This is a genomic window from Streptosporangium sp. CA-135522, from assembly GCF_050949235.1.
Classification (GTDB): domain Bacteria; phylum Actinomycetota; class Actinomycetes; order Streptosporangiales; family Streptosporangiaceae; genus Streptosporangium.
Window position 1 is genome coordinate 4393124 of the sequence record NZ_CP192026.1, and the last position, 25155, is coordinate 4418278.

Annotated in this window: 27 protein-coding genes and 2 pseudogenes; 11 read left to right on the plus strand and 18 right to left on the minus strand. The window is 67.4% G+C overall.

The window, feature by feature from the left end:
- Genes ACQPYK_RS20350 through ACQPYK_RS20360 form a run of 3 tightly spaced genes read right to left on the minus strand, consistent with a single transcriptional unit; the run spans position 1 to position 3138 of the window.
- On the minus strand, positions 1 to 675 hold the full coding sequence (locus tag ACQPYK_RS20350; RefSeq protein WP_433257408.1) for an ABC transporter ATP-binding protein: 675 nt from the start codon (positions 673 to 675) through the stop codon (positions 1 to 3).
- Positions 668 to 2362 carry a peptidoglycan-binding protein gene (locus ACQPYK_RS20355; RefSeq protein WP_433257410.1) on the minus strand — a complete coding sequence of 565 codons (1695 nt, stop codon included), beginning with the start codon at positions 2360 to 2362 and terminating at the stop codon, positions 668 to 670. The genes ACQPYK_RS20350 and ACQPYK_RS20355 overlap by 8 nt, the downstream gene beginning before the upstream one ends.
- Entirely contained in the window at positions 2362 to 3138 is a 777-nt protein-coding gene (locus tag ACQPYK_RS20360) for a hypothetical protein (RefSeq protein ID WP_433257413.1), read from the minus strand. Before ACQPYK_RS20360 ends, ACQPYK_RS20355 begins: the two co-directional genes overlap by 1 nt.
- A gap of 439 nt (positions 3139 to 3577) precedes the next feature.
- Between ACQPYK_RS20360 and ACQPYK_RS20365 the strand changes: the two are divergent.
- A pseudogene (locus ACQPYK_RS20365) lies at positions 3578 to 3919 on the plus strand (Tn3 family transposase); the annotation flags it as partial.
- 14 nt (positions 3920 to 3933) lie between these two features.
- Here ACQPYK_RS20365 and ACQPYK_RS20370 read toward each other — a convergent pair.
- Complete coding sequence (locus ACQPYK_RS20370; protein WP_433257414.1) at positions 3934 to 4329, minus strand: ASCH domain-containing protein; 396 nt, start codon at positions 4327 to 4329, stop codon at positions 3934 to 3936.
- Positions 4330 to 4435: 106 nt separating this feature from the next.
- Positions 4436 to 5161, minus strand: coding sequence for a TetR/AcrR family transcriptional regulator (locus ACQPYK_RS20375; RefSeq protein WP_433257416.1), 726 nt, complete (start codon positions 5159 to 5161; stop codon positions 4436 to 4438).
- Positions 5162 to 5238: 77 nt separating this feature from the next.
- On the opposite strand from ACQPYK_RS20375, the gene ACQPYK_RS20380 reads away from it, so the two are divergent.
- Positions 5239 to 6381 (plus strand): FAD-dependent oxidoreductase, encoded by a 1143-nt coding sequence (locus ACQPYK_RS20380; protein WP_433257418.1) that lies wholly within the window; start codon positions 5239 to 5241, stop codon positions 6379 to 6381.
- Here the strand turns inward: ACQPYK_RS20380 and ACQPYK_RS20385 are convergent.
- Together ACQPYK_RS20385 and ACQPYK_RS20390 are read right to left on the minus strand one after the other, a co-directional pair.
- Positions 6288 to 6962 carry a hypothetical protein gene (locus ACQPYK_RS20385; protein ID WP_433257420.1) on the minus strand — a complete coding sequence of 225 codons (675 nt, stop codon included), beginning with the start codon at positions 6960 to 6962 and terminating at the stop codon, positions 6288 to 6290. The genes ACQPYK_RS20380 and ACQPYK_RS20385 overlap by 94 nt on opposite strands.
- A gap of 682 nt (positions 6963 to 7644) precedes the next feature.
- Positions 7645 to 8514 carry an SDR family oxidoreductase gene (locus tag ACQPYK_RS20390; RefSeq protein ID WP_433257421.1) on the minus strand — a complete coding sequence of 290 codons (870 nt, stop codon included), beginning with the start codon at positions 8512 to 8514 and terminating at the stop codon, positions 7645 to 7647.
- A gap of 394 nt (positions 8515 to 8908) precedes the next feature.
- Here ACQPYK_RS20390 and ACQPYK_RS20395 point away from each other — a divergent pair, with 394 nt between their 5' ends.
- The 4 genes from ACQPYK_RS20395 to ACQPYK_RS20410 all read left to right on the plus strand — a co-directional run bounded on the left by ACQPYK_RS20395 (position 8909) and on the right by ACQPYK_RS20410 (position 10675).
- Entirely contained in the window at positions 8909 to 9133 is a 225-nt protein-coding gene (locus ACQPYK_RS20395; RefSeq protein ID WP_433257423.1) for a hypothetical protein, read from the plus strand.
- Between the two features lie 137 nt (positions 9134 to 9270).
- The gene (locus tag ACQPYK_RS20400) at positions 9271 to 9474 is read left to right on the plus strand and encodes a PadR family transcriptional regulator (RefSeq protein WP_433257425.1); all 204 of its coding nucleotides are present in this window, start codon (positions 9271 to 9273) and stop codon (positions 9472 to 9474) included.
- Positions 9471 to 10010, plus strand: a complete 540-nt coding sequence (locus ACQPYK_RS20405) for a DUF5313 family protein (RefSeq protein ID WP_433257427.1) — start codon at positions 9471 to 9473, stop codon at positions 10008 to 10010. Before ACQPYK_RS20400 ends, ACQPYK_RS20405 begins: the two co-directional genes overlap by 4 nt.
- A gap of 380 nt (positions 10011 to 10390) precedes the next feature.
- Complete coding sequence (locus ACQPYK_RS20410; RefSeq protein ID WP_433257429.1) at positions 10391 to 10675, plus strand: hypothetical protein; 285 nt, start codon at positions 10391 to 10393, stop codon at positions 10673 to 10675.
- 147 nt (positions 10676 to 10822) lie between these two features.
- Here the strand turns inward: ACQPYK_RS20410 and ACQPYK_RS20415 are convergent, their stop codons facing one another.
- From ACQPYK_RS20415 to ACQPYK_RS20460, 10 genes and pseudogenes are all read right to left on the minus strand, one after another.
- Positions 10823 to 11143, minus strand: coding sequence for a hypothetical protein (locus tag ACQPYK_RS20415; protein ID WP_433257431.1), 321 nt, complete (start codon positions 11141 to 11143; stop codon positions 10823 to 10825).
- 203 nt (positions 11144 to 11346) lie between these two features.
- On the minus strand, positions 11347 to 11868 hold the full coding sequence (locus ACQPYK_RS20420) for a DUF6262 family protein (protein WP_433257433.1): 522 nt from the start codon (positions 11866 to 11868) through the stop codon (positions 11347 to 11349).
- On the minus strand, positions 11865 to 14348 hold the full coding sequence (locus ACQPYK_RS20425; protein ID WP_433257434.1) for a tyrosine-type recombinase/integrase: 2484 nt from the start codon (positions 14346 to 14348) through the stop codon (positions 11865 to 11867). The genes ACQPYK_RS20420 and ACQPYK_RS20425 overlap by 4 nt, the downstream gene beginning before the upstream one ends.
- Positions 14345 to 15502: a tyrosine-type recombinase/integrase gene (locus ACQPYK_RS20430; protein ID WP_433257436.1), complete on the minus strand. Its 1158-nt coding sequence runs from the start codon at positions 15500 to 15502 to the stop codon at positions 14345 to 14347. Before ACQPYK_RS20430 ends, ACQPYK_RS20425 begins: the two co-directional genes overlap by 4 nt.
- A gap of 858 nt (positions 15503 to 16360) precedes the next feature.
- Positions 16361 to 18358: a hypothetical protein gene (locus ACQPYK_RS20435; protein WP_433257437.1), complete on the minus strand. Its 1998-nt coding sequence runs from the start codon at positions 18356 to 18358 to the stop codon at positions 16361 to 16363.
- A gap of 290 nt (positions 18359 to 18648) precedes the next feature.
- Complete coding sequence (locus tag ACQPYK_RS20440) at positions 18649 to 19098, minus strand: hypothetical protein (RefSeq protein WP_433257439.1); 450 nt, start codon at positions 19096 to 19098, stop codon at positions 18649 to 18651.
- 506 nt (positions 19099 to 19604) lie between these two features.
- Positions 19605 to 19793 (minus strand): hypothetical protein, encoded by a 189-nt coding sequence (locus ACQPYK_RS20445; RefSeq protein WP_433257441.1) that lies wholly within the window; start codon positions 19791 to 19793, stop codon positions 19605 to 19607.
- Between the two features lie 405 nt (positions 19794 to 20198).
- Positions 20199 to 20582, minus strand: a complete 384-nt coding sequence (locus tag ACQPYK_RS20450) for an STAS domain-containing protein (protein WP_433257443.1) — start codon at positions 20580 to 20582, stop codon at positions 20199 to 20201.
- Positions 20497 to 20759 (minus strand): annotated as a pseudogene (locus ACQPYK_RS20455) (hypothetical protein). Before ACQPYK_RS20455 ends, ACQPYK_RS20450 begins: the two are co-directional and overlap by 86 nt.
- Before the next feature lie 98 nt (positions 20760 to 20857).
- Positions 20858 to 21721 (minus strand): SDR family oxidoreductase, encoded by an 864-nt coding sequence (locus ACQPYK_RS20460; protein WP_433257444.1) that lies wholly within the window; start codon positions 21719 to 21721, stop codon positions 20858 to 20860.
- 268 nt (positions 21722 to 21989) lie between these two features.
- On the opposite strand from ACQPYK_RS20460, the gene ACQPYK_RS20465 reads away from it, so the two are divergent.
- The 3 genes from ACQPYK_RS20465 to ACQPYK_RS20475 all read left to right on the plus strand — a co-directional run bounded on the left by ACQPYK_RS20465 (position 21990) and on the right by ACQPYK_RS20475 (position 23313).
- Positions 21990 to 22286, plus strand: coding sequence for a hypothetical protein (locus tag ACQPYK_RS20465; protein WP_433257445.1), 297 nt, complete (start codon positions 21990 to 21992; stop codon positions 22284 to 22286).
- Positions 22287 to 22292: 6 nt separating this feature from the next.
- Positions 22293 to 22829 (plus strand): cysteine hydrolase family protein, encoded by a 537-nt coding sequence (locus ACQPYK_RS20470; RefSeq protein WP_433257447.1) that lies wholly within the window; start codon positions 22293 to 22295, stop codon positions 22827 to 22829.
- A gap of 67 nt (positions 22830 to 22896) precedes the next feature.
- Positions 22897 to 23313 carry a CBS domain-containing protein gene (locus ACQPYK_RS20475; protein WP_433257449.1) on the plus strand — a complete coding sequence of 139 codons (417 nt, stop codon included), beginning with the start codon at positions 22897 to 22899 and terminating at the stop codon, positions 23311 to 23313.
- Positions 23314 to 23552: 239 nt separating this feature from the next.
- On the opposite strand, the gene ACQPYK_RS20480 is transcribed toward ACQPYK_RS20475, so the two are convergent.
- Positions 23553 to 23762 carry a hypothetical protein gene (locus ACQPYK_RS20480; RefSeq protein ID WP_433257450.1) on the minus strand — a complete coding sequence of 70 codons (210 nt, stop codon included), beginning with the start codon at positions 23760 to 23762 and terminating at the stop codon, positions 23553 to 23555.
- Positions 23763 to 24109: 347 nt separating this feature from the next.
- Here ACQPYK_RS20480 and ACQPYK_RS20485 point away from each other — a divergent pair, with 347 nt between their 5' ends.
- Positions 24110 to 24538, plus strand: coding sequence for a hypothetical protein (locus ACQPYK_RS20485; protein WP_433257452.1), 429 nt, complete (start codon positions 24110 to 24112; stop codon positions 24536 to 24538).
- Positions 24539 to 24922: 384 nt separating this feature from the next.
- Positions 24923 to 25126, plus strand: a complete 204-nt coding sequence (locus tag ACQPYK_RS20490) for a hypothetical protein (protein WP_433257454.1) — start codon at positions 24923 to 24925, stop codon at positions 25124 to 25126.
- Positions 25127 to 25155: the final 29 nt, after the last annotated feature.

The window sequence follows — 25155 nt, forward strand, 5'->3', positions numbered from 1 at the left end:
CTACTCCTCCGTAAGGACGCCGTCGGTGATGCGCACCCGGCGCATGGCCCGGTCGCTCACGTCGTTCTCGTGAGTGATGACCACGATGGTCATCCCCTGGGCACGTAGCTCGTCGAACAGGTCGAGCACGGCGTCGGTGTTCTTGCTGTCGAGGTTGCCGGTGGGTTCGTCGCACAGCAGAAGGGACGGCTCGCCCATGAGAGCGCGGGCGATGGCGGCGCGTTGCCGCTCGCCGCCTGACAGCCGGCCGGGCAGGAAGTCCACCCGATGCGGCAGCCCTACCCGCTCCAAAGCGCGCATCGCGCGCTCCCGCCGCCCCCCGCGCCGTGCCGCGCTGTAGACCTCGGCGAGCATGACGTTCTCCAGGACGCTGCGGTGCGGCAGCAGGTGGAAGGACTGGAAGACGAAACCGATACGGCTGCCGCGGATCGTGGTCCGCGCGTTGTCCTTCATGGAGATGGTCTCGAGGCCGTCGAGCCGGTAGCTGCCGCTGGTCGGCCGGTCGAGCAGGCCGAGGGTGTTGAGCAGGGTGGACTTCCCCGATCCGGAAGGACCGACGATGGCCATGTAGTCGGCCCTTTCCACTCTCAGGTTGACTGCCGAGAGCGCCTGGACGGGAGGATCGGCAGGGAACTCCTTGGTGAGGTCATGGAGCAGGATGACCGGCTCAGGCACTGTTGATCACCACCTTGTCGCCCGGCTTGAGGTCGCCGGTCACCTCCACGGCCCCGTCGGCGGACAGGCCGGTGCGGATCTCGACATCCTTGGTCTGGTCGGGCGCGGTCTCCACCTGCACCCTGGCCTTACCGTCCGCAGCGGTGACGACCGCAGCGGCCGGGACCACGAGCACCTCCTGGCCGGTGGCTCCGATGGTGACGCGGACCGTGACCGGGGTGCCGGCGAGCTTCTCGAGGCCCCTCATCGAACCAGGAGTGATCTTCACCGGCGTGGCGCCCTTCCTGTCGCGTCCGCCGAGGGAGGTCACCGTGCCGGGGACGATCTTGCCCGCCTCGGTCTCGATGCTCGCCTTCAGACCGGTCTTCAGCCGCTCGGCCTCGGCCACGTCCACCGAGCCGACGACCACGAAGGTGGAGCTGGTCACCGTGGCGATCGGCTTGTCCACCAGCTCGCCCGCCTTGACGGTCGGCTTGTGCAGGCGGACGGGCAGCTTGGACAGGAAGACGATCTCTCCCGGCGGGACGGTGGTGCCGTAGGTCCTGGAGAACTCGGCTAGCAGCGCTCGTGCCGCGGCCAGGTCACTCTGGGCGTTGGACACCTTCAACTTGGCGGGGGAGAGCTGCCTGGCCTGCTTGAGCGCCTGCTCGGCGGTGACGACGGCCTCGCGTGCCACCCGTACGTTCTTGGACAGCTCGGTCAGCCGCGTGGTCCGCGCGGTGGCCGCCTCCTCCAGCACGCGCTCCAGCGCCGACCTGGCGGCAGCCAGATCCGCTTCCGCGTTGGCGACCCGGAGTTCGTGCAGGCGGGTGTCGGCGGTCGGGCCGGGGGAGGGGCTCGTGCTGGGACTGGGCGTGGCGGGTGTCGAGGTGGCCCTGTCGAGCTCCTGCCGGGCCGACAGCAGCTTCTCCTCGGCTGCCCTTACCGCGCTTTCCGCCGCCTCGACCTTGGCTTCGTCCTCGGTGGTGTGCTTCTGGGCCCGCGCGCTGCTCAGCGCTCGTTGGGCCTCCCGCAGATCCTGCCTGGCGTTCGCGAGCCTGACCTTCAGCGGGAGCACGTCCCGGCTCTGATCGAGGAGCTTGCTCTCGGTTGCGAGCACTTCCTGCGCGGTCCGTACGGCCCGGCGCAGCTCATCGCGCTTCTGCCGCAGTTCCAAGGTGGGCTGCTGCGCCTCATAGCCCCGCTTGGCATAGAGGCGCGACACCGCCGCGATGGTCGCCTGGTCGAACACGCCGGTGGTCGGCGCGCGGAAGCCGAGCCCGCGCAGCGCCTTCTGCAACTGCTTGACATCGGCCCCCTTGGCGCCGGAGACCAGGCTGCGGTGCATCGGCACCTTGCCAGAGAAGACGAACACCGGGCGCCCGTTCACCTCCATCAGCACGGCGCCCTCCTTAAGGGTGCCCCGCCGGGGAGCGCGGGTGGCGCGCTGAGCGGTTTCGCTGCCGCCCACCACGCCGGCCAGCGACACCGGGTACGGCGAGCCGTACTCCAGAGCGCCGCTGACCACTACGGTGGCCATCAGCTTGCGCCGCTCGACCACGGCGGTGACCAGCGATGGTTTGGGCGGCTTGCGAGCGGCCGCCTCGTCGGCCGGGGAACGCAGCATCGTGCCCACTCCCCAGCCGGTCCCCGCGATCACCAGGACCGCGGCCAGGACGAGCAGCAGCTTGCCGCGAGGGGTGCGCATCACTGTGCTTCGAACCCGTACTTCACCCTGGCCTCGTTGTTGAGCCGCTTTTCCAGGGGGACGAAGGTGGCGTAGAAGTCCTTGCCGCACTCCAGGTCGACCAGCGCCGACTTGATCTCCCTGGCGAGGTACGGCCTGGCCGCCTCCGCCGTGACCTTGCCCGCCTTGCGCAGCTTCTCGAGCTGCTCGTACCACACCTCCAAGCCGCGTCCACCCAGCGCCAGCGGCCTCGCGGACGTTACCCGCTCGCCCCTGGACTTCAGGCACTCGGCGAAAGGCGCGGCGAGCTCCAGGAGCTTGGGATCGCCGTCGAGAGTCTTGTCGATGTTCTCGATCTCCTTGCTCATCTGGTCCTGATAGTCGGCCAACGAGGTGACCTTCAGGCCGTCCACCTGCCGGAGGGCGTCGACCCTGCACTCGTTCATGGTCTTGAGATAGGCGTCCCGCTTGCCGCCGGAGAGGCCGTCGATCGTCGCCTTGTTCGGCTCCTGCCGCTTCTCCGGCGGCTTGGGATAGACGATGGCGGAGAAGACGCCGAAGCCCTCCTTTCCGCGAATCGCCTTCATCGCCTCGTAGTCAGCGGGGTCGGCATCGGACTGCTTGGGGCGGCTGACCGAGGGAGTGTAGGTGAACCCCTTCTGCTTCATGCAGGTGGCGATGACGGTCTCCCGCTCGCGTACCTTGTCCATCGTGGCGCCGTCTGCCGCGGGGGTCGGCGTCGCCCCGCAGCCGGTCAGCACCGCCAGCCCGAGCAGACCGCACATCAACACACGCATCAAGGACTCCTCTTCGGTGGGGATCACGCCGTGGCTACTTTGGAGCCCCATTCCGTCCGGCCCGCGTCGAGCAGGTATCCGCGGGTGCTCGGCCCTGTATCCGCCGTGCATCAACGCCTCGCACCCCGTCGCATGTCTCATGGGCGGCCTGGGTATCGTCGCGCTGGCTGGATCCGGAACTCTCGGCGAAAGAAGAGCGCGAACGGCTCATCGCATCGCTTGGGCTGGGCCGACCGACGCTCGCAGAGGCCGTAGCGCGACTCAACGCGGCCAGCAGCCGAACGACGCCCGACTTCATCTCCCATCAGCACCGACGGGGGGCCAAGCGTACGAACCCCTTCACCGCTGACCTGGGAAACGATCAATATCAGGTCGGGAAGCGATCTTCCCCACCGCGGCAACGTCACTGCTCAGCCGTACTCGTGAACACCCCGTGCAGGAGTCCCGGCACCGGCTCGCCCGGAAAGTCTGTCACGGCGGAGGCGGGCAGATCCGCCAGCCCTACCGCGAGGGCCAGGAGGATCAGCTGGCCGCGCTCGGCCTGGTCGTCAACGCCGTCGCGCTGTGGAACAGCCGCTACCTGTCAGCCGCCGTCGACCAGCTCCGGGCCCAGGGCGTCCCGGTCAAAGACGAGGACGTCGCCCGGCTCAGTCCGCTCGGCCACGCCCACATCAACTTCCTGGGCCGCTACGCCATCACCGCCTCCGCTCCCATCCAGGGCCTCCGCGACCTCGTGGAGATCCCCGACCTTTCCGACGGAGCGGGCCGAGACTGGGTCTGAACGGCACACCGAGGCTAAACGTTGCGGGTGAGGCGGTTTGTGGAGGGGGCACCAGCCAGCTCGATCTCGATGGCCAGGACGCCGAGGGCTTCCTTCTCCGGTCCGTAGATGTGGCGGATGTTGGCGAGCTGCTGGTCGCAGGGGCTGGCGGGATTGACGCGCTCGGGGCCTTCGGTGTCGAGCATCTCCTCGAACGAGCTGTAGCGGGCGACGCGCTTGACGCGGGTGAGAACGTCGTCGCGGCCGCAGACAAAGCGGATGTGGTCGCCAGCGGTGAGGTTGCGCAGGGTGGGGTAGCAGACGCGGACCTCGATGGTCTTGGTGCCGCTGGCGATCAGGTCGAAGTAGCGGCGGTAGAGGTTCATCTCCCGGGCGCGCACGCCCGGCTTGGTCGTCGGGCGTGCGGTCATGATCCTGTCCAGTTCTGCGGTGGTGTAGGAGCGGGAGAGGTGCTTGGGTCGGTGAGCATCCGGCCGACCAGCCAGACCATGGCGTCGATGAGGTGCACGCCGCAGGTCAACCGGATGCGGGCCGCAGATTGTTCATGAGCAGGCCGAGGGTGAACTCGAAGCGGTCGTGTCCGGTGCCGGAGATCAGCTCGGCGGCATGGCGTCGAGTCTGCGGGAATTTCTCGGCCGGCAGTGCGGTGAAGCGGTCTAGCAACTCCTCGTGGCTGAGCACCCATTCCTGATCATGGTGCTGGCGCCGTTGCTGGACCAGCGACTGCTCCAGTGCGTAGGCGCTGACGTAGAGGGACAGCGCGTCGCGGGCCCATCCGGCCGTCCTCGGTTCGATGTCGCCCGCGAGCAGGATCGCCAGGATTCCTTCGCCGACCCGCAGCGTTTCCAGGTTGGTCGACGCCGTGGCCAGCGCGGCGCGCGAGACTCCAGGGTATTTCAGGTAGAGGTCGCGGATCTGCGTGTACACCCCGAGCAGTTGCTCGCGCCAGGCAGCCGGGTCCGGTTCGGGGAGCACGACCTCGGCGTAGAGCCTGCCGATCAGCAGGTCGTCGATGTCGTCTTTGTTGACGATGTGCGCGTACAGCGACGACGGGCCGGTGCCGAGCACGGCGGCGACCCGGCGGATGGTCAGCGCGTCATACCCCTCGGTGGCGACGACTTCCAGGGCGGCGTCGGTGATCCGTTCGACGGTGATCGGCTTCTTGCGTGGTGCCGACGCGGCGGCCTCCGCTGCGGGTTGGGCGTGGCGAGCTGCACGGCGTTGGCGGGGATCGGCGGACATACCGGCCACTATAGCTTGACACGATCTAAGTTCGTTGAATAGAACTTAGATCGTCAGAACGAACTAAGTTCGTATCGATGTCCCGGAGGTGTGTGATTCGAGTTTCCGTTGTCGGAGCCGGTTTGGGAGGCCTGGCTCTCGCACAGGGTCTACGTGGTGCTGGGATCGAGGCCGACGTGTTCGAGCGCGACCCGGGGATCGTCGCACGGTTCCAGGGCTACCGGCTCGTGCTGAACCTGATCGGTTTCCAGGCGGTGCGCGACTGCCTGCCGACGCGCTGGCACCCGCTGCTGGACGAGATCGTCATGGACGCCTCCGCCGAGCAGCTGATCCTGGACCCGCAGCTGAACGAGATCGGCAAGCTCGGCGCGGGCCGGACCGGCATCGTGGTCGACCGGCAGGTGCTGCGACACCTGTTGCTGACCGGCCTCACCGTGCACACCGATGCCGCGCTGACCGGCTACGACGTGCTGGCCGACGGCAATGTCCAAGCCCAGTTTGCCCGCCGCGACCCGGCCACCGCCGACCTGCTCGTCGGCGCGGACGGCGTCACCTCCGCAGTCCGCGGGGTGTTGTCGCCGCAGACCGCCCCGACCGACACCGGCGTCCGGTTCGTCATCGGCCGCACCCCGCTGACCGACGAGTTCGCCAGCCTGCCCAAGGCCTACGGCTCGAAGATCACGGGCGACGGCGTCAGCCTGCTGCTCGGCGCGATGCGCTTCCGTACCCCGCCGAAGCAGGCCGCCGAGCAACTGGCCCCCGAAGTCACGCTGCCCGACATCGGCGACTACGTGCGCTGGGCCATGATCCTGCCGCCGAACGGCTCGCTGGAGGACCTGACCGCGCAGGACGCCGTGCTGTCCAGGATGGGAGATTGGCACCCGGAGCTGCATGCGCTGATCGAGCAGGCCGACCCGGGCAACAGCACGCTGCTGTCCATCCGGGTGGTCAAGCCCGGTGAGCGCTGGGCGTCCGGCCCGGTCACGCTGCTCGGCGACGCGATCCATGCCACCTCCCCGACCGGCGGCAACGGCGCGAACACCGCGCTGCGCGATGCCGACCTGCTGCGCCGCTGCCTGATCGAGGCCAACAAAGGCCGCCAGGATCTGCTCAGCGCGGTCGACGACTACGAACGGCAGATGTTCGAGTACGGTGCCGAGGCCGTGCGCAGCAGTCTCGAGAAGCTGCCCGCCTTCGCCCCCGAAGCGAAACTGTCCTGAGATCGAAATTCACCTTGTGCGGACCGACCGGACCCGCCCGGTCGTTGACATACTGATCCGCGCCAGTCACCGGCCAGCGCGTCCACATCGGCACGGGCGATGCGGCGCAGCCGGACCTCGATCCCACGGTCGGAGATGACCTGGTTCAACTCGCGGTAGTGCCAGCCCAGCGATTCCGTAGCCTCGTCGAGCGACAACGACCGGTCCAGCCACGCGACCCGTTCCTCGATCACCGGCCGCACCCGCTCAGGGGTCAAGGCGTCGATGTCGGCCGGCGCGTACAGGTCGTAGCAACGGCCCTTCTTCTCGAACACGTCGGCCACGGCGAAGCGGCCCGCCTCGGCGAGAGTGCTGAGGTTGGAGGGCTCGACGATCGCGGGCACCACCTGGCGCACCGCGTCGAGCTGGTCGGGCAGCCAGCCCGCGGGCGTGTCCCGGCTTGGGCAACATGCCGGCCGCCTCGGCGCGCTCGAACTGCCAGCGGGCCAGCCCGACCTCGTCGGCCACGACCAGGGGGCCGAAGTAGCTGCGGGTGCCGCCGTCATCGGTCGTCGCCTCTTCTGCTGCTCGTAGCCGTGCAACTACGCCTTGTTATCGGACGGATCGAGTGCGGCAAGGGACACCGACAAGATCCGCCGCCGTCGCGGATCTACGTGATAATGGATCATTATCACGTAGATGAGCGATCACGGCGGTGTGGTCACCAGGAGAACGTCCCGCCGGGGCGGTGCGCGACTCCGGCACGTTATCCGGTACATCATCTGGGTCGGCGCAACGAGCATCGCCCGGCCTTCGGCATGAGCGCCGCGCCGAAGGTCACCGCGCAGTGGGCGGACTGTCAGCCCTAGCCATGATCGCGACGCTCCTCATCGGCCGCAGTAGGCACCATGACCGGGAGAAAGACCTGAACCGCTAGATCAAAGGGCATCGGTCTGCAGGACGGGACGGTTCTGCTGGCCTCAGAGTGCGCCGATCAGCGCACCCCCGCCCCGAGGCGGCATGACCTGCGCCCTGGCTCCGAGCCTGCTGCCCTCGGCCTGCCGAAGGGTGATCTACCGGTGAGTTTCGACGACCTTTCCGCGCGGCTAGGAGCCCAGGTGCTCGACCGATAGCTCGGGTTGCAGCCAGGCTGGCGGGGCGCGGTGAGGGAAGTCCTTCTCCGCGTCGCCATAACGGACCTACGCGGCCTGTTCGGAGATGTCGCCCAGGCCGCTGCCGATGGTCAAGGCCCGCGATTGCCGGCACGGGCAAACGGACGCCACCTCACCGATCCTTCATAGGCTCAGTCGCGAGCGAGGCCGTTGGCGAGTCCCCTGGTCGCAGGAATTGCCGTGCGCCGCGCAGCGTGGTCCGCAGCCGTCGTTGGGTGAGCGCGCTGTCCAGGCGCACGTCGATCGGGCCGGGGAGGGCGGTGTCGGCTCGCCGGCCGCAGGGCAGCGTAGAGGGGTCGAGCCCGTCGCGTCGTGCGATGAGAAGCCCGAGGTCGTAGCGGCTGAGGGCGTCGGCGCCGGCGACGTGGTGCACCCCGGCGTGCTCAACATCCGCGAGTTCCAACAGCGCCGATGCGAGGTCGGCGACATGCACGGGGCAGCGCACCTCGTCGGTGAACAGCACTCCCTGGCGGCGACCGGTGGCCAGCGCATGCACCAGGCCCTCGTGGGGGGATCGGCCGTCGCCGATGATCAGCGAGGTCCGCACGATCACCGCGTCCGGGCAGATCGCCTTGATCGCTGTCTCCGCGGCGGCTTTCGCCGCGCCGTAGGGGGTGATCGGGTCGGGGGTGCACGTCTCGTCATAGGAGATCCGGGCGCCGGAGAAGACCGCGTCGCTGGAGACGTGGACCAGGTGGGCGCCGGTGGCCGCGGCGGCGACGGCCAGGCGCGCGGCGCCGTCGGCGGTGGTCGTCCAATCCGTCTGACGGAACGCGGCATTGACGATCGCATTTGGCTGGAAGGCGTCGGTCAGGGTGGTGACGTCCTCGCGGCGGCGGAGGTCGAGGGGTCGCCAGTCGATGCCGGTGAGGTCGCCGGGCCGGGTGAGGTAGGTCGCGACGATCTCATGGCCCGCCGTCAGGGACTGCCGTACGAGCTCGCTGCCGAGCAGGCCGCTGCCGCCGGCGATGAGGACTCTCATGGCCGATCACGGTAGTTCATTCGGCACGCGCATCGCGGTGTCACCACGGACGCCGGGGCGCCGTCGACGGCGTCGAGCTGGCGCCGGGCCGCTACCGGGTAAGGCTCACCGACGACGCCGACGGACCGGAGCCGGTGCTGACCGTGCCGGATCCGGCCATGGATGATGTTCTGTTCGGGGTGTTCGACGACTTTCGCTGACGCGCGGTGGGCGGTGCGGGCCTGCACTGTGGCCGTCATCGTCCGCTGGCGTTGCTGTCTTCGTTGCCGTCACCCTCCTGGGTCAGAACCCCATGATCTCCTCTCACTTCCTCCCTGCCTGATCTTCCCGGAGCTGAGTCCCGCTGGAGGCATGCTCTTGCCCGGTGTGGGAGTTCCATGGAAGATTGCGCCGCGTGGATGAGTTCAAACGCTCGATCTGGTTTCGCGTGGCGGCAGCGATCTGGTGCTTCCAGATCGGGTGGCTCGGAGCCGGAGTAGGCTTCGTGTTCGCCACGCCCAGAATGGTCTGGCCGATGTGGCATCTTCTGTCGTTCTTCGTGCTCGCATTCGTCGCACTCATGGTCGTTGGCATCGGTAGAGCCCGGCACCGCGCGTGGTCGAAGGAACATTCACGGTAGAGGGCAGTCGGTTAGCCGCATGGCTCCCGCGCGAGACCCCCAGGCCGCATGCTCGCGCGGGGAGGGTCGCGCGCGGCGGCGGAGCCGCCGCCCTTGGATCCCTATAAGAACAATTCGGCAATTGCTGGCGGCCTGGCTTGTACGGCGCGCTCGACCGATTGTCGGGCGACGGCCTGGTGTCCGTGGTCAAAGAAGAGGTCGTCGCCGGCCGCCACCGCCGCTACTACGACCTGACCGGCCACGGCCGCACCGTCCTGGCCGAGGAGACCTCCCGCCTGACCCGCCTGGCCACCACCGCCCAGCACCGCCTGTCCCTGCGGCCGGAGTGGGGAACGCGATGACCGAACACGAGCACCTCGCCGCCGAAAGCCCCAGCGACGCCTACACAGACCGCTGCCGCCTGCTGCTGCGTGTGGCATATCCGCAGCGCTTCATGCACGCGCGTGGCGAGGAGTTCCTGGGCACCCTTCTCGATCTGGCCGAGCCCGACCGATCCCGGCCGGACCTGCGCACCGTGCTGGACGTGCTGCGCGCCGGCGCGGCCTGGCGCCTGCGGGAGCGCCCTCCCCTGTGGCGCTGGCTCTGCTACCGCCTGTTCGGCAAGCGGCTTCCCTCGCGCTACCGCTGGTGGGTCCGTGACGACGTCCGTGGCCGGTTCTTTCTCCTGCGCCTTCTCGGGGCGTGGACGTTCCTGGTTTTCCTGCCGTACACACTGGTGGACGGCCTGGGGTTGATCGGCGAGCCCGGTTCCTGGGGGCTCAAGGTCGGCGCTCTGTTGGGCGCCTGTATGACCGCCATTGCCAGCCGCCGACAGATCCGACGCGACTTGCTGGCCAAGCACCGGTTCAACTCCAACGGCACTCCTATCGCCCCGTAGCCTGCCGATGGCGAGCCGTAATGACCTCTTCACGTGCCCTCAGATGATCATGTGTCTTTCGAGAGGGGTCGAAGTGCCTCTCCGGGCTGCGCCGAACCTGATCGCACGTCATCGCCTTTAGCGTGCGGTCCGGTTCCGTTGCAGGTGCGCATCCGTTCTTCCTCGCCCCGGCTCCCGCGCTCCTACCGTTCAATCCTGCCTGGATCCTCCTCGACCCCTTGGTACGCGAACGCACTGCGGCCGACCCGAGAGCGGCCATGCTGGTCTACTGCGTTCTCCCGGGTTTTCGCCGAGCGTTGTAGGACGTCGAACGGGACTGGCTGGCCAGGACGGACGGCTACTGGAATCACGTCGAGCGGCTGCTGCTGACCCGTGAGCAGGTGGAGGCCTATCGGCTGCCGGCCACCGAGGGCAAGCGCGGGGATCCGCGGTGGCCGGCCTGGGCCCGAAAGCACGGCTACGACGTCGAGCACCCGGTGCAGGTCGAGCACCCGGTGCAGTGGGAGGTGGAGGGCTTGGACCCGGGGGAGTTGCGGCGGCTCATGCTCGGCGCGGTCACCGCCTACCTTGACATGCGCGCCCTGGAGGCCGTGCTCGCCGAGGAACGGCGCCAGCGCACCGCGCTGCAGGCCTTCGTGGAACGCTGGCAGGAGCCCGCCCGGTGAACTCCGCTTACCGGGCGTATCTCCACGGGAGCCGATCCACCCCGGGCGGGCATGGCCACCTCGCGTGGACTCTTCCCGGCGCCGCTGCACGCTCATCCCGGACGAGCTGACGGCACCACCGACGGCGCCTGTTCGCGCTGCCCTTGCTCAGCGCCCCGACGGGAGGTCGTAGACGGTGACGGCGACGCCTCGGCCCACGACAGCCTCAACGATCAGAGACTCGATGCGCTCCCACACGCCGCCGGCCAAGCCGGCGCCAATGCGGGGTAGATGCACGCTGGCCCCGCGTGCGATGGCGGACTCGGCGAGGGTGTCCAGGCATTGCTGCACGGCGGGGTAGCGGATGGGGGCGCTGTGATCGCCTCGCTGCACGCCGGTGGCGGTGCGCAGCCCTGCGGCGGTGCGGATGCCGTGCTGGCCGATCATGTTGGCTACCCAGACCTCGTCGTCGACCTGGACGGTTTGCACCGCGCCGAGCGTGAACCCGTCGCCGGAGCGATGCCAGGCGAGGTAGGCGGCCTTCGATTCGGGCCAGCGCCGGGAGAGCGCGGTGACGAAACTTCTGCTGGGTTCAACTGAACTGGAGGCGCTCTCTCATCAAGTATGCGCAGCTCAACAGCTCACCAATCGAGATTAGCGAGTGCAACAGGTGTGGCGCAAGAGGCGCGTGCTCAGCCCTGTCGATTCAGCTGGGCGATCATCTCTCGGTTGGCGGTCCGGGCGGCGGACAGTTCCTCGGCGCGCTCCTCGAGTCGTCCAGTCAGGTCAACGACGGTCTGTTCGAGCTGGGTGATGCGGCGTTTCAGGGCTTCGATGTCCTCGGGTGCGCCGAGGCCAGACTCGCGCCATGCTTGCTCGCCCAACAGCTCCGATAGTCGTCCCTCGAGTTGATGGATTCGGGAGGCCATACGGCCGTTCCTCTCCTGAGCGTTGTGCAGGTCGGCCTGGAGAGAAGCACGGCTCACCTGGGGACCGGCCGCTGCCGCCGGTGGCTGGGTTTCGGCGACGTGGACCTGTTCGAGCAGGTCGCGATGCCTGTAGAGGAAGGTGCGGTCAACGCCTGCTTTGCGCGCGATTCCGGAGACGCTGATCTCCTCTCCGGCGCTGAGCGCATCGTTGATGGCCTTGATAACGCGCTGGCGGCGGCGGGCCGAGTCAGCTTGTCGGCCAGCGGCCATGGGGGCTTTACTCATGCGATCCGCTCCGGTCGAAGGTCGGTTTCGGGTGGACGGACCCGGGGCATGCCGAGGCCCACGGTCTGCTGCCGGTGACGGCGGACTGTTCCCACCGCTTCCATGATCTGGGTCTTGTCCTCCTCGGTCAGCTGGTCCATCTCCTCTTTGATCCGGTTGATCAATCGGCAGACCTTCCTGATCTCGGTGTCGGATGGCAGAGCCTCGTTCTTGGCCCATTCGTCAGCATCGAAGGTCGCCGCGAGCCGTTCTCGGCTGCGCAGGAGATCCGCCAGATAGCCTTCCAGATCGGGGAGGTAGGACACGTCCGTGCGGAAGTGACCGCATCCAACGCAGCGATAGCGAACCGGGCAGTCGTGGCCGGCCGCCGCGACGTTGCTCGGCTCGGTGCAGCCGCCGTAAGGCACGGCGATCATGCCGACGCCTCGCCGGGTGTGTTCGGAATCCAACAACGCTTTGGCTTCACGCCAGATGCGGTTGCCGTGCCGGTCGAATTGCAGTGTGGTGACCCGATCCACGGCCTCGCGGCGGCGCTCCTCGCCCACTCGGTAGTACTTCTGCGTTGTTGCCAAAAGCCGGTGGTCCATGAGCTCCCGGAGCACGTCAACGGGTACGCCTGCATCCGCGTGGCGCTGGGCGTAGGTGTGCCGATAGGCGTAAGGAAAGATCTTCTTCTTGTCGAACGGAAGCAATTTCGTGACGCGTTCCCCCTCAACTTCGACTGTGGTGGGCACCAGGAGAGGGGAGAGGGAACTCACCCAAGCACGATGCCGCCGGTCGATTGTTTTGGGGGATACGGGTTTGAGGCCTGCCCGATTTGACTGAACTGCGGGAAGCAGCTTCAACTTGTCCTGCGGCGTCGATGGGAACAGCGCACGTACCCGCTCCTGTTGGGCGGCTACGAGCCCGGCGGTGCTTTCTGTGATCGGAAGGCGCCGACCTTTCCGGTAGCTCTTGTGGTTGTCGTAGATGAGCACGGGCTTACCGTCGCCGTCGCGGTCCAGGCAGTCATAGTCGAGTTCGCAGATCTCGTCGGGGCGACGGCCGGTGTCGATCAGCAGTTCAATGCCGAGCCGGATGACGTGCCCATGGGGTTCGTCGACGGATGGGAGAAGCTCGCAGAGCTGGCGCATCACCTCCAGCGGAAGGTCCTTGCCCGCTTCGCTGTCCTCCGGATCGTCCGGTACATCGCTGTAGTTGAGCATGAAGTCGTTGGGCAGACCGCAGAGAGGCTCTCCTGGACGTGTGAGCGAGAGCTTGCCTCGCAGCTCGTCAAGGCATCTCCGGATCTGGCGGCAAGCGTTGACCCTCGAGGTGGCGCTCAGTGTGCCCTGGTCGACCAGGTATCCGAGCCGATTGAGGAACGCGGTGAGGTCCAGGCGGCTCACTGCGGTGATGTCGTCCCCGAGATCAGGCCGCTGAAGTCGGAGGCTGTCGGACAACAGTGCCATCTGTTTGATCACGGTTCGCACGGAGCGCGCCGGGCTCTTCCCGCGTCGCCGTGGAAGGTCGTCGTAGGCCCAGCGTTTCATGGCCTCCCGCAGCCAGGGCTGCGAGATGATCGTGAAATCGAGAGATCCAGAATGGCCGAACGCGGCGGCGTTCCAGACGTCCTTGACCCGCTCGGTCTCGGGGCTCAACTCACTGTGGATCACATACTTGAGCAGGCTGTTCCGGACGTTGAGGACTTGCCTGCTGAGCTTGGCCTCCTCGATGTCGCGAAGGCTGGCGGCCTCGATGGTCCGCAGGAGGTTGACGAGTGGCCGTAGTTGATCGTCCCGGGTTCGTTCCCCGTGTCTGGTTCGCTCCTGCAAGCCGTAGAGGATTTCGAAGGTCACCCGTTCCGGAAGTCCACAGAGGCTCACCTGGCCGTTGACCGCGATCGACGGGGCGGTCCGGCGCCACCGCCCTTCGTCGAGCTGCGGATCTGCGGCATGTGTGCGCCGCCAGGTGGCGGCGTGCCCACGGCAGTAAGGGCCGCGGCTGCTGCTCTGCCGCTCGCAGGCAACCACCCTGCATGGGCCGAAGGAGGGCAACGCGACGGTCTCGGAATGGGCGAGGTAGGCCTCAAACGTGAGGCCCCGTTTGCTCCGCTGGTACTCGTGGGCGAAGCACAGCTTGTCGTGGCTCGACCTCTCGGGCCGCGGGCACCCCAGCACTGTGCAGGTCCCCAGGCCGGTCGCCGGCACGCGGATGGGCTGGTCCGCCGAGGCCGTCAGGAACTCGTTGAGCTCCTGACGGCTGTCTCGCCACCGACCAGTGCAGCCCCAGCACAGCTGATGCTTGCTGACGGCCGCTTTGACGCACCAGCTAACCAGGCACCGCTTGTAGCCCAGTTCGGGATGGTCTTGGGGGAAGAAGACCAAGCCGATCCTCGGGTCCCAACGGACCAGGGCCAGAAACTCGGAGCTGATCAAGTCCTGTGGGTCGTCGAGCGAAGGCAGAGCGGCTTGGCGAGTCGAAGGTGCCGCCGCGCTCATCGCTGCGAGCCTTCGAAAAAGGTTCGCGGGCTGGGCACACGTTCAATCGCATCCCTCATCCTGGCGGCGGCCGGGTGCAGGTAAGGATCTGACGATGCCGGATCAGCGTGACCCATGAGGGTCTGGATCTCATCCAGGGAACCACCAGCATCAGCGACGTTACTCGCGAAAGCATGTCTGAGCATATGAGGAGTGAGGTTGCGTGTGATCCCGGCCCGTCGCTGTAGCGCGTCGATGCGCTCGCCGATCCCCTCAGGTGTGATGGGCGCCCCAACCGGCGGCCCGAACAGATTGACCAGCAGGTAGTCGCAGTCGCGAGCGGCGGCACACTTCTGTCGCTCCGCGACGTACTGATCGTGCGCCTGTACCAACAGGAAGTCGACCGGCACGGTGCGCTGCCGCCGGGACTTCGCCCAAGCCCCGTTGACATTCTGACGGCGCACCACGTGCAGATGAGCACCTTCTTCCTGACAGCCGAGCGCGCGGGAGTCCATGACGAAATGCATGTCGCTGCGCCGCAGTCCCGCAGCCTCGCCCCGGCGCAGCCCGGCCCGCGCCAGCAGGAGCACGATCAGTCGATCTCGTGCCGACCTACAGGCCAGGAACATCGCTACGATCTCTTCGTCTGTCGCCCTGTCCACTGGCTTCTGGGGCTCCTTGAGCCGGTGCCGAGAACCGAGCCGATACGCCAAGCCTCCATCCTCTCCACGTGCCTCAGCGGGTAGGTCTCGCCCGTCCGCGACTTCGTAGAGTTGACCGATCACCCAAGCCGGGGCTTCATTCGACACGACCGCATGTGACAGAAACTGGCGGACTGCGGTGAGAACTCCGTTGATTCGGCGTTCGCCGCGCACCGCCTGAGCTCCCGGCCCGTAGACGACGCGCTGGCTCCCGCTGGCCGGCGTGTATTTCAACCAGGTGATGAACAGCCCGAGATCTGCGGCCGCAGTCCTCCAGTCCCGCCCAGTCCGGTCACACCATCGAAGGAAGAGCGCGACCGCCCCCGCATAGGCCTCCGTCGTGGATTCCGCGAGGTCCTTCCCGAACCGGGCCTCCCGGAGAAACCTGTCTGCCACCACGACCGTGGCCAGCCCGTCGTCGATGACGGTCCAATACCTAGTCCCAGATGGCATCGTCACCGGAAACGCGCGCAACGACCACTCCTCATTCAAGGGCTTCCTGTACAACAGCTGCCACAAGAACCACACACCGAGAGAAGTGTTGTACCAGCTTCAGCTACATCCGCTCATGCAACATCGCACTACAGTTCTGTTGCCCCAGTAGAACGAAACCGCGTCCCCACGCGCCGATGTCGTTGCATTTTCCAGCCTTGGAGGCCCGGCAAGCCTTGCCATGCTGGGGTGTCACGTGGCGAACGTGTGCGCCACGTGTCGATCGTCTGGCTATGCAGGTGGAACCGGGATCTGGCTCGAAGTCCGGATGCTGTTGGTGATCTTTGGTGGGTGGTGGCTGCGGGGTAGGGGTGCTTGCCTGGGAGAAGGTAGCTTCTGTAGGGGTTGGCGGACCGGAGGCGGACATGCTCGGTCGTTCTCGCAGCTCAGCGCCCCCCAACGAGATGCCCCCCTGGTGCGCGACAGCTGTCCGGGGGCACTGTCGGCGCATCCCCGCAGGTCGTCGTCATCATGTCCGACTGGGAGCCAGTCTGGCGATGTACCGGATCAGGTGCCCGAGTCGTGCGGCTGTCGTTTTCACGCTGCCGCTGGTCGGCGGCAGCGTGAAGTTGGCGATGTGCGCGGCCACAGCGAGCATGGCGGCCGCGCACACGGCGCTGGCTCCCTCAGAGGAGGTGTGTGTCCTTGATCGGACTTTCCGGATACGTACACGCGCGTGCGAAGGACCGGCCTTCGAGGACGCTGAGCACAGAAATTAGCGGCATAGGGTTGCGTGAAGCCTTTGTCCGGCGAATGCGCCACCATGTGGCCGGACAAAGACTCCGCGCCCCTAGCGGTGCCCAGTGTGGGCCGGGCCCGGCGGGCCTGCGGCGGTGATGGTTACAGCAGGCCGCCGCCGCGGTGGACGACATGGAGTTTGCCGTCGTACGCCGCGACGGCAGGGCGTTCGACGGAGGTGACAGCGGGGCTGAAGGGGGTGTCGGTGCTCCAGCTGGTGCCGTTGAAGCTGGACCAGTAGAGCTTGGTGTTGCGATTGGCGTAGCTGCCGCGGTGGACGACATACAGCTTGGCGCCGGTGCCGTCGTTGAAGACCGTCAGGGATGGTGAGACGGCGCTGTTGTGGGTGCCCAATGGGGCGGGGCTGCTCCAGCTGCCGCCGCCCATGGTGTTGCGGCGCGCCCAGTAGAGTCTTTCGTCGGAGTCTGGGCCGCGGAAGACGCAGTACAGCTTGTTCTGGAACACGGCGAGTGCCGGACCGTCCGCGCTCTTCTGGCCCCAGGCGTTGCCGTGGTACCAGCCGTTGCCGTTGTAGTACACCGTATGCAGATGGCCGTTACCCTGGCCACGGTAGACGCAGTACAGGTTGTTCCCGAGAACCGCCAGCGCCGGCGCGGAGGGGCTGGCGTGGCCACCGATTGGCGTGTCGGCGCTCCAGCTGGTGCCGTCGAAGGTTGACCAGTACAGCTGCTCGTTGTCGTTACTGCCACGGTGGACGCAGTACAGCTTGTTGTCGTAGGCGGCCAGCGCGGGCGCGGCGTTGCTGAGGGGGCCGGGGAAGAGGGTGTCGGCGCTCCAGTTGGTGCCGTCGTAGTGGCACCACCACATTTGCTGGAAGTCGCCGCTGGTGTGCGCGCAGTACAGCTTGTTGTCGAAGACAGCCAGCGCGGCGCCCGTGCGAGCGGTAGCGGTGGGCAGCAGCGCGCCCTGGCTCCAGGCGCCGGCGTTGGAGGAGGTGGTCAGGCGCAGCCGTTCCTCGTCAGGCAGGGTGAGGCGGATGTGGAGATCGAAACGGCCGATGCCGTTGAAGCCCCAATGGTCGGTGGCGCCCGGGCGGTTGGCCAGCGCGGCAAGCGCAGGCCGACTGAAGACGATGGTGCGGTTCTGCACCAGGTCGTCGTCGTTGCGGAACCACTCGATCAGCGCTTGGACGAGCGCGGTGATGACAGTGAGGTAATCCCCGATGTCCGATCCGCTGCCCTCCCAGTACCAGGCGGGATTGTCCTTGAACCGGTAGGCGATCTGCTGCAGCTTGTCGCCGATCTTCTTCAGGTCTTCGACGAGCTTGTTGTGCCAAGAGGAGGGGCTGTCGTCGGCTTCCCAGCACTGGATGTGGATGGGCAGGCTGTTGCCGACCCGGCCGTTGAACAGGGTGGTGCCCGCGTCGAACACACGCACCGAACCGGTCTGGACGTCGCCGTACTCCCGCGTCTTGTTCCACTTGTTCCTGGCGGCCTCGTTGGCTGAGGCGTAGGCCCAGTAGATCTCGTCTTGAGGGCCGAACACTGTGTCTCCGGTGCTGCGCCGGCATTCGAACCGTTGCAGGTCCAGTCTCAGGTCTATCGGCGGGGGCGAGACCGGGGTCGCGGTGTCAGAGCGGGAGCTGCCGACGACGGTGACGCCGTAGCCGTAGTCGGCCATGGCCTGGAGGAAGTCCTCACTGTCGAGGGGGTCGCCCTCGGCGAGGGCGTCGATGTTCACGAAGTTCACGTTCGGCAGGGCGCGGAGTTCCTCGCTCAGCGCGGCGATGTCCTTGGCCAGGTCGTCTTGTGTGTAGCCCTCGGTGAGGGGGCGATCGGCCACGGTCACGGAGAGTATCTGGCGGGTGCCGGCTGTGTTCTCCTCGGTAAAGGTGCGGCCGAACGCACGAACCTCCTCGTCGTCGTCCGCCAGTGGCCGGAGCATGTCGACGAGTTCTTGTTCGAGCTCGGTCAGCTCCAGCCCGGCCTCCAGGCGCGCGGCGCCGCGCAGCATCACCCCGACCAGCAAGAAGGCGCCTGGGGGCGGCGTTGCCTGGTGGGCGAGGCGTTCGGTGGCCGGGCGGCCCTGCAGGGTGGCCCGTACGCGGTCCAGTCGCTCCGCGCGCGTGGGATATGGCATGTGCTACCTCCATCACGGCCGGTCCCGCACAGACCAGACCGGCATTGACATTACGTACCGCAAGTGGCCGATTACACCCCTTGGGTGGGTGTGGACGGGAATTGTCCGCAACCGGCCAACGGGGTGCGGTCACCTCCGCGGACCGATGTCCCGGCGGTGGCCTGCCCTCCTGCCCGTCAGGGCACGCTGCGCAGACGGCAAACCCTTCTCGCCCTGCCCAGGGCGCGGGCGGGACGCGTAAGCCTCGCCGGCGAGCGCAGCGGAGGAGGCACTCCAGCAGCCCGGCCGAACTACGGCAGGGACGATCGGTTGAGTGCTGCCATGAGCTCACGGTTGGCGGCTCGCGCGGCGAGCAGCTCATCGGTGCGCTCCTCCAGTTGGCGTCGCAGGTCGAGGTGGAGCTGTTCGAGTTCGGTGATGCGCTGGCGCAGCGCGACGCTGTCGCCGGCGACCTGCAGGCCGACGGCGTGGACGGCAGCCTGGCCCAGGGCCTCCGACAGGCGGGCTTCCGGCATGAGGACGTGGCGATGCAGTCGAGTGTTGCGCTGCTGGGCGTTGAGGGGGTCAGCCCGGAGAGAGGCAGTGCTAACCTGCACGCCGTTGGCCAGGGGAGGCTGGGGCTGGGTGGAGGCGGTCAGGACAGCGGCATGCAGGTCGGGGTGGCGGTGGAGGAAGCTGTGTTGGACGCGGGCCGCGCGAGCGACAGTCGAAGCTGTCGTCGTCCAGCGGGGAGGTGCCATCACCGTAGTAGGCGGCGGCCGCGTCGACGGCCAGCTGCACGGCTTCGGCGTAGGCGGTCTCATCGGCAAGCATAGTGATGGGGGCAGCGTCGATCATGAGGGCATCATGTCGGCCGGTGGTGACATTTCCCGATCCGGAAACGTCCGGTTCGGTGGGCTCGTTCATGTGATCTCCGTGATCTGTGGCTGGCTCTGCGCCGGTTCCGGCGCCGAAGCCGTCTCGACCACGGGTTCTGCGGGAGCGGGTCGGCTCGCCCGCAGGGTGACCGCGTAGCGGCTCGGTTGACCCGCCCCCGCAGGTTCCGTGGTAGGCCTCGCAGCGGCGCCGGGCCCGGCAGTGCAGTCGGCGACGACCTGCACGGAGGGCTACGGGGGCAAAGAATCGGGCGCATGCCGGCCCCCCGAGTGGGCAGGTGGTCGGCGGCCCAGATTGGGCCGCCCTGGAGATGATCGCCATATCGGCCGGGTGAAGCCGACTGGATCCGCAGCCGCATACCACCTCGCCGTCAGAGGCGACGGCCCCGAAGCCGGGCGTTCGGCGCCGCCCGATGTTCCTCGGCGCGCGCGTGGGCGGTCACCGCCGCGCGCAAGACGGTGAGGTTGGCCGGGAACTGCGGGTCGTCGGCTCCGGCCTTGTCCATTCGCATGAGCAGCTGCTTGGCCTCGTTCTCCTCGGCCAGCCGGCTCTCGACCACGTCCTCGCCGCCGTCGATCTTGCGATGCGCGTAGGGGGGACGACCTCTTCTTCGGCCGTCTTGTGCACGGCCAGTAGCCGCACCAGCCGCTGGAACGGCTCGGCACGCTCACCGGCGGGGGCGTTCTCGACCTCGTCGAAAAGGTCACGAATCAGCGCGTCCTGTCGGAGCAGAAGATCCACAACATCGTTTCCCATTATCTCGGGGACGGCCTGACGGTCATTCATGGCGTCCTCCTTCGTGCAGGCGCCTTACCTCGAATGGGCGCGTATATCTGCCCGCGGGTTTCACCGTTCAGATGACTTCCTCTCTGCCCCCGGCCGTCACCGCGGTCACCGGCGTGTCCAAAGCCGTCACCACTGCTCGCACGCGAGATGCGTTCAGGCGTTTTTGGCACCGGAGAGATCATTGGTCGGTCTCAGCGCCCACCTGACGCAGTGCCGCGTCGCAGCTGGCATGTCGTTCGAAGACGTTGCGTAGGCCGGTGCGGTACAGCAGCCGCTCAAGGCTTCCGTGCAGGCCGCTGAGGATCAGCCGCTGTCCGTCGATCTGGCTGCGATGTAACGCCAGGACCAGCTCGCTCATCCCGACCGAGTCGCAGAAGGAGATCTCGCGAACGTCGACGATCAGCACCGGCGGAGCGGGAGGAAGGGCGGCCGCACGCAGGCGCCGACGGAGGGCTGGCGCGGTCGTCAGATCGAGCTCACCGGCGACGCGAATGACGGCGACCCCGTTGTGCAGCTTGGCGGAAACGGTGAGCACGGGCAGGTGCTGTCGCTGTGATGTCATGATCGGTTCTTCGCTTCTGCGGTTCGCCGGTTAGCGAGGCACCCGGTTCCACGTCGGCGTCGCATCGGGTGCCGGCGGCCTGGATGTGGCCGGTGGGGTCGCGGCAGATCCACACCTGCCGCCAGACCGGGGGAGGGCCAGCGCCCTGATCCGGTCAAGGGTGCGCCTGTCCTTCACCGGCCGGCCGCCGGGGTGGGCGTATGAGAAAGGACCGTCCCCGGCGGCGGCGGGTGATGCCGGGTTCGGCGGGGTCGCTGGGCCGCAGCTCGGACATGTCAGCCCGGGAGGGTCTCGCCGCCGATGGGCGCGAGCACCTCACCCGTGTAGTAAGACGAAAGACGCCCGGCAGCGAAGAACACATAAGACGGTGCGATCTCATCCGGATCGGCGGCCCGCTTCATCGGCACCTGCTTGCCGAACTTCTCGACCTTCTCCTTGGGGAAGGTGGCCGGGATCAGTGGCGTCCACACCGGGCCGGGCGCGACCGCGTTGACCCGGATGCCCTTGCCGACCAGGTTCTGCGCCATCGACTGGGTGAAAGCGTTGATCGCGCCCTTGGTGGCGGCGTAGTCGATCAGCGTCTTGTTGCCGCGCAGGCCGTTGATCGACGAGGTGTTGACGATCGCCGATCCCTCGCCCATGTGCCGCAGGGCCGCCTTGGTGACCCGGAAGTAGCTGTGGATGTTGACCGCGAAGGTGTGTTCCCACTGCTCGTCCTCCAGCTTCTCGAGTGAGGTGACCGGCTGCTGGTAGGCGACGTTGTTGACCAGCAGGTCGAGCCCGCCCAGCTCACGGACGGTCTGGTCGACCACGTCGGCGCAGTGGGCGGCCTGCCCGAGGTCGCCGGGCAGCAGCACGCAGCGCCGCCCCTCCTGCTCGACCAGTTTGCGGGTGTGCTCGGCGTCCTCGTGCTCGCTCAGGTAAGCGATCGCGACGTCGGCGCCCTCCTTGGCGAAGGCGATCGCGACGGCCCGGCCGATTCCCGAGTCGCCCCCGGTGATCAGGGCCCTACGGCCCTTGAGCAGATCACGGCCTTGGTAGTCACGCATCTCGTCCCGGGGTTCGGGAGTCATGTCCCGGCTGCTGCCCGGGTAGCCCTGAGTCTGGGCGGGTGGTGTCTGATGTGGTTTGTCTGGCATCTTCACCCCGTGCCCAGCCGGCTACCCCTCTAACGAACGATCACCAGCCTATGATCCCGCTTTGGGCGAGCGGATATCATGTCAATACCTATGCTGCCGGTGCTAGCGTGCCGGGCCCGGCGTGCGGCGGAATGGCGTTAGCGTCCGAGGACGCGTGGGTAGAGCGTGAATCTAGCCGAACGATGCGCCTAACCGGCGGTCCCCCCATGGACGTATGCCTTGACCGTTTTCGTTCAGAGCCAAGCCGTCACAGAGGGGGAATCTCTTCATGAATGCCCAGCAGGCCGATGCCATGGCCTTTCCGATCCGTCGGCATGCGGAGATCACCGACCTGTTCGCCGACGTTGCCGCGGCCGAGGGCAAGGACCGTGAGAATGCCTTCCGCCGCTTTATCCACCTGCTCGCCGTGCACGAGACGGCCGAGGAGGAACTCGGCCACCTGTATGCCCGGCAGGTCGTGGACGGGGCGATCGCCTCCTCGCCAAGGAGGCGATCTGTATGGTCGTGGGCGACAACTGACGGACGGCCGGAATCTGACCATTCGCTTTCTACTCGTAAGGAGTGAGATGACATGAGTGGTTCGGTCGCGGTCGTTGTGATGGACATGCTCAACACCTACGACCACGAGGACGCCGAGGCGCTCGCCGCCAATGTGGAGTGCATCGTCGAACCTCTGGCCGGGCTGATCGAGCGGACCAGGCGGGCCGACGTGGAGTTGGTGTTCGTCAACGACAACCAGGGTGATTTCAGTGCGACCCGGGGTGACCTGGTGCGGCGTGCGCTGGCTGGGAAACGCCCAGATCTGGTGGAACCCCTGGTGCCGCCGGAAGAGTGCGCGTTCCTGCCCAAGGTGCGGCACAGCGTCTTCTACGGCACCCCTCTGGAATACATGCTGAACCGCGGGGAGATCGGGACAGTCGTGCTGGCCGGGCAGGTGACCGAGCAGTGTGTGCTGTACAGCGCCCTCGACGCCTACGTGCGGGAATTCTCGGTACGCGTCGCGGTTGACGGCGTCGCCTCGATCCACGAGGACCTGGGCGAGGCGGCGCTACGGATGATGGAGCGGAACATGCGGGCCGAGCTCCTTCCGGCGGCCCGCTGCCTCTGAATCGTGCCGGCGCACAGGAGTGCATCGGGCAGGAACGGGCAGCAGGGCCTTATCGGAAGGAGGAACGATGACAACCGCACGCGAGATCATGACCCCGAACGCCGAGTGCGTGAGCTCCGGCCAGACCATCGCCGAGGCCGCCGAGAAGATGCGCAGCCTGGATGTCGGCTCGTTGCCGATCTGTGGCGAGGACAACCGCCTAAAGGGCATGCTGACCGACCGCGACATCGTGGTGAAGGTGATCGCTCAGGGCAAGGACCCGAAGTCGTGCCTGGCCGGCGAGCTGGGCGGAACGGAGGTCGTCACGATCGGAGCCGATGACGACGCGCGTGAGATCCTGCGCACCATGGGTTCCCACAGGGTGCGCAGGCTACCCGTGATCGACGGCCACACCCTGGTGGGCATGGTCGCCCTGGCCGACGTGGCGCGGGCGCTGCCCGACACCTCGGTGGGCGATCTGATGGACGCGCTGACCACCGACTGACCAGGAAGATCTGTCCAAGTTCGGTCATGCGCTCGACATGGCCGAGCTTGGACGTTTCCGGAGGTAACGATGGGTAGGAGCGGATCGAGGGACTATCGGAGACAGAGGAACTCGCCAAGCCGCCCCGGCCGAAGGGCCGTACTAGGGAGGAACCGGTCGAGCGGCCAGGGAGAAGGAGGTCGAGGGCCACAGCTCCATGACCAAGGACGAGCTGCTCGCCGCTTTCACGAGCTGAGGCGTCATCGGCGGCCGGTGGTAGCGATGCCTTGCAGGAAGTGACGCTGACCGAGGAGGAAGATCACGATCAGCGGCAAGGTGATCACCACCCTGGCCGTCAGGACGATCTCCCATTTGGGATCGCCGCCCTGGTAGAACCGGTCGACCATGGCCTTCAGCCCGCGCGGCAGCGTGAACAACCCGGTGTTCTGCGGGTAGATGAGCGGCTTCATCAGGTCGAACGAGCTCGCTATGAACGTCGGCCCGACCTACATGGAGCCGATCGCGCGGCAGCTGTACCAGGAGATCGGGCTGATCGAAGAAGAGCGCGTCACCCACTACCGGGACCCCGGCGAGCGGGAGGAGGTCGGCGAAGACCTCGCTCTCCTCCGCCTCCTCCTCTGTGCTCGTCGCGCTGGTCCGGGGGGATCCAGCAGGATGACACCGTCGCTGGTCAGTGCCTCCAGGCTGGTATTCGGCCGGGTAGCCGCGGTGGCGCGTCCCCCGGCGGGGGGTCGGATGCTGCGTCATCCCGGGTGCTGCCGGCACCTGCCCCGCGTCGACCACCTGTTCCACCACGGTGACCTTCACCGTGACCGCCCCGGGCGGGCTGACGATCACCGTTCCCGACGGTCCGGTCAACCTCGGCAGCGGCGCGCCGGGCACCCAGATCAGCGGGCCGCTCGGCCCGGTCACGGTCTCCGACCAGCGCGCGGCACTGACCGCCACCTGGGTGGCGTCGATGATCGCGGCGCCGGCCGGCTTCACCACCGGCGGCGGCACCGCCGCCGAGACCGTTCCCACCAGCGCCGTCCTGTACTGGTCCGGCACCGCCACCACCACCGGCACCGGCACCTTCGTTCCCGGCCAGATCGACGCGGCGGCCGCGCAGACGCTGGACGTGGTGCGCACCGCCTACAGCAAGACGACCGGCTCCGGCAACAACTCCGCCACCTGGACCCCGACCATCGTGATCAACGTCCCCGCCCAGGCGGTCGCCGGCACCTAAACCGGCACGATCAACCACTCCGTCGCCTGACCCACCACGGCGCCGCCGTAGGCCCGGCGAACAGGCCACCGATCGGACGCACCTGCCGGCGCTACCGAGGCGGCGCCCTCCGTGGGCGCTCCGGCGGCCGCGACCTGGTCTGACCCGCCAGGAGGAGTTCGCCCCGGCCTGACCGGCCAGCGCATACACATCCTCGGGCGCTTTTTCCCTGGTCAGCGGGTTGTGGTCATGGAAGCAGAGGTGAATGATCCCTCATAAGGTTCCGTGTGGAGCTGGCAGACCGGCCGAGTACCCCACCTTCTTCGGGACCACACACTTCGAGGTGCCCGAGCGGTGATCCGGGCCAGCGCCCCACGCGGTAGACGCCACTGTGGGGGTCACACCGTGGTGAACAATGTCGGGGACACCACCCAGCGCCGATTCGACGACCTGGTCGACCAGGCCCGCGACATGGTGCAGACGATGACCAGTCTCCAGTTCGCCATCGGCGACATGGCGTTGGAGATCCAACCGATACGCCATACCCCTACGGGGCGTGACGACGGGATCTATGCCTCGCTGCGCTTGTTCGCCGCGGCCCTGGCCTGATCCCCCTCATGAGATGCCGAAAGCGACCG

What these genes read in the sequence shown, in the direction of transcription:
- ACQPYK_RS20355 (WP_433257410.1), bottom strand. Translation starts at nt 2,362, where the DNA reads ATGCGCACCCCTCGCGGCAAGCTGCTGCTCGTCCTGGCCGCGGTCCTG.
- ACQPYK_RS20360 (WP_433257413.1), bottom strand. Translation starts at nt 3,138, where the DNA reads ATGCGTGTGTTGATGTGCGGTCTGCTCGGGCTGGCGGTGCTGACCGGC.
- ACQPYK_RS20370 (WP_433257414.1), bottom strand. Translation starts at nt 4,329, where the DNA reads ATGACCGCACGCCCGACGACCAAGCCGGGCGTGCGCGCCCGGGAGATG.
- ACQPYK_RS20375 (WP_433257416.1), bottom strand. Translation starts at nt 5,161, where the DNA reads ATGTCCGCCGATCCCCGCCAACGCCGTGCAGCTCGCCACGCCCAACCC.
- ACQPYK_RS20380 (WP_433257418.1), top strand. Translation starts at nt 5,239, where the DNA reads ATGTCCCGGAGGTGTGTGATTCGAGTTTCCGTTGTCGGAGCCGGTTTG.
- ACQPYK_RS20390 (WP_433257421.1), bottom strand. Translation starts at nt 8,514, where the DNA reads ATGAGAGTCCTCATCGCCGGCGGCAGCGGCCTGCTCGGCAGCGAGCTC.
- ACQPYK_RS20405 (WP_433257427.1), top strand. Translation starts at nt 9,471, where the DNA reads ATGACCGAACACGAGCACCTCGCCGCCGAAAGCCCCAGCGACGCCTAC.
- ACQPYK_RS20420 (WP_433257433.1), bottom strand. Translation starts at nt 11,868, where the DNA reads ATGAGTAAAGCCCCCATGGCCGCTGGCCGACAAGCTGACTCGGCCCGC.
- ACQPYK_RS20425 (WP_433257434.1), bottom strand. Translation starts at nt 14,348, where the DNA reads ATGAGCGCGGCGGCACCTTCGACTCGCCAAGCCGCTCTGCCTTCGCTC.
- ACQPYK_RS20435 (WP_433257437.1), bottom strand. Translation starts at nt 18,358, where the DNA reads ATGCCATATCCCACGCGCGCGGAGCGACTGGACCGCGTACGGGCCACC.
- ACQPYK_RS20440 (WP_433257439.1), bottom strand. Translation starts at nt 19,098, where the DNA reads ATGGCACCTCCCCGCTGGACGACGACAGCTTCGACTGTCGCTCGCGCG.
- ACQPYK_RS20450 (WP_433257443.1), bottom strand. Translation starts at nt 20,582, where the DNA reads ATGACATCACAGCGACAGCACCTGCCCGTGCTCACCGTTTCCGCCAAG.
- ACQPYK_RS20460 (WP_433257444.1), bottom strand. Translation starts at nt 21,721, where the DNA reads ATGCCAGACAAACCACATCAGACACCACCCGCCCAGACTCAGGGCTAC.
- ACQPYK_RS20465 (WP_433257445.1), top strand. Translation starts at nt 21,990, where the DNA reads ATGAATGCCCAGCAGGCCGATGCCATGGCCTTTCCGATCCGTCGGCAT.
- ACQPYK_RS20470 (WP_433257447.1), top strand. Translation starts at nt 22,293, where the DNA reads ATGAGTGGTTCGGTCGCGGTCGTTGTGATGGACATGCTCAACACCTAC.
- ACQPYK_RS20475 (WP_433257449.1), top strand. Translation starts at nt 22,897, where the DNA reads ATGACAACCGCACGCGAGATCATGACCCCGAACGCCGAGTGCGTGAGC.
- ACQPYK_RS20480 (WP_433257450.1), bottom strand. Translation starts at nt 23,762, where the DNA reads ATGAAGCCGCTCATCTACCCGCAGAACACCGGGTTGTTCACGCTGCCG.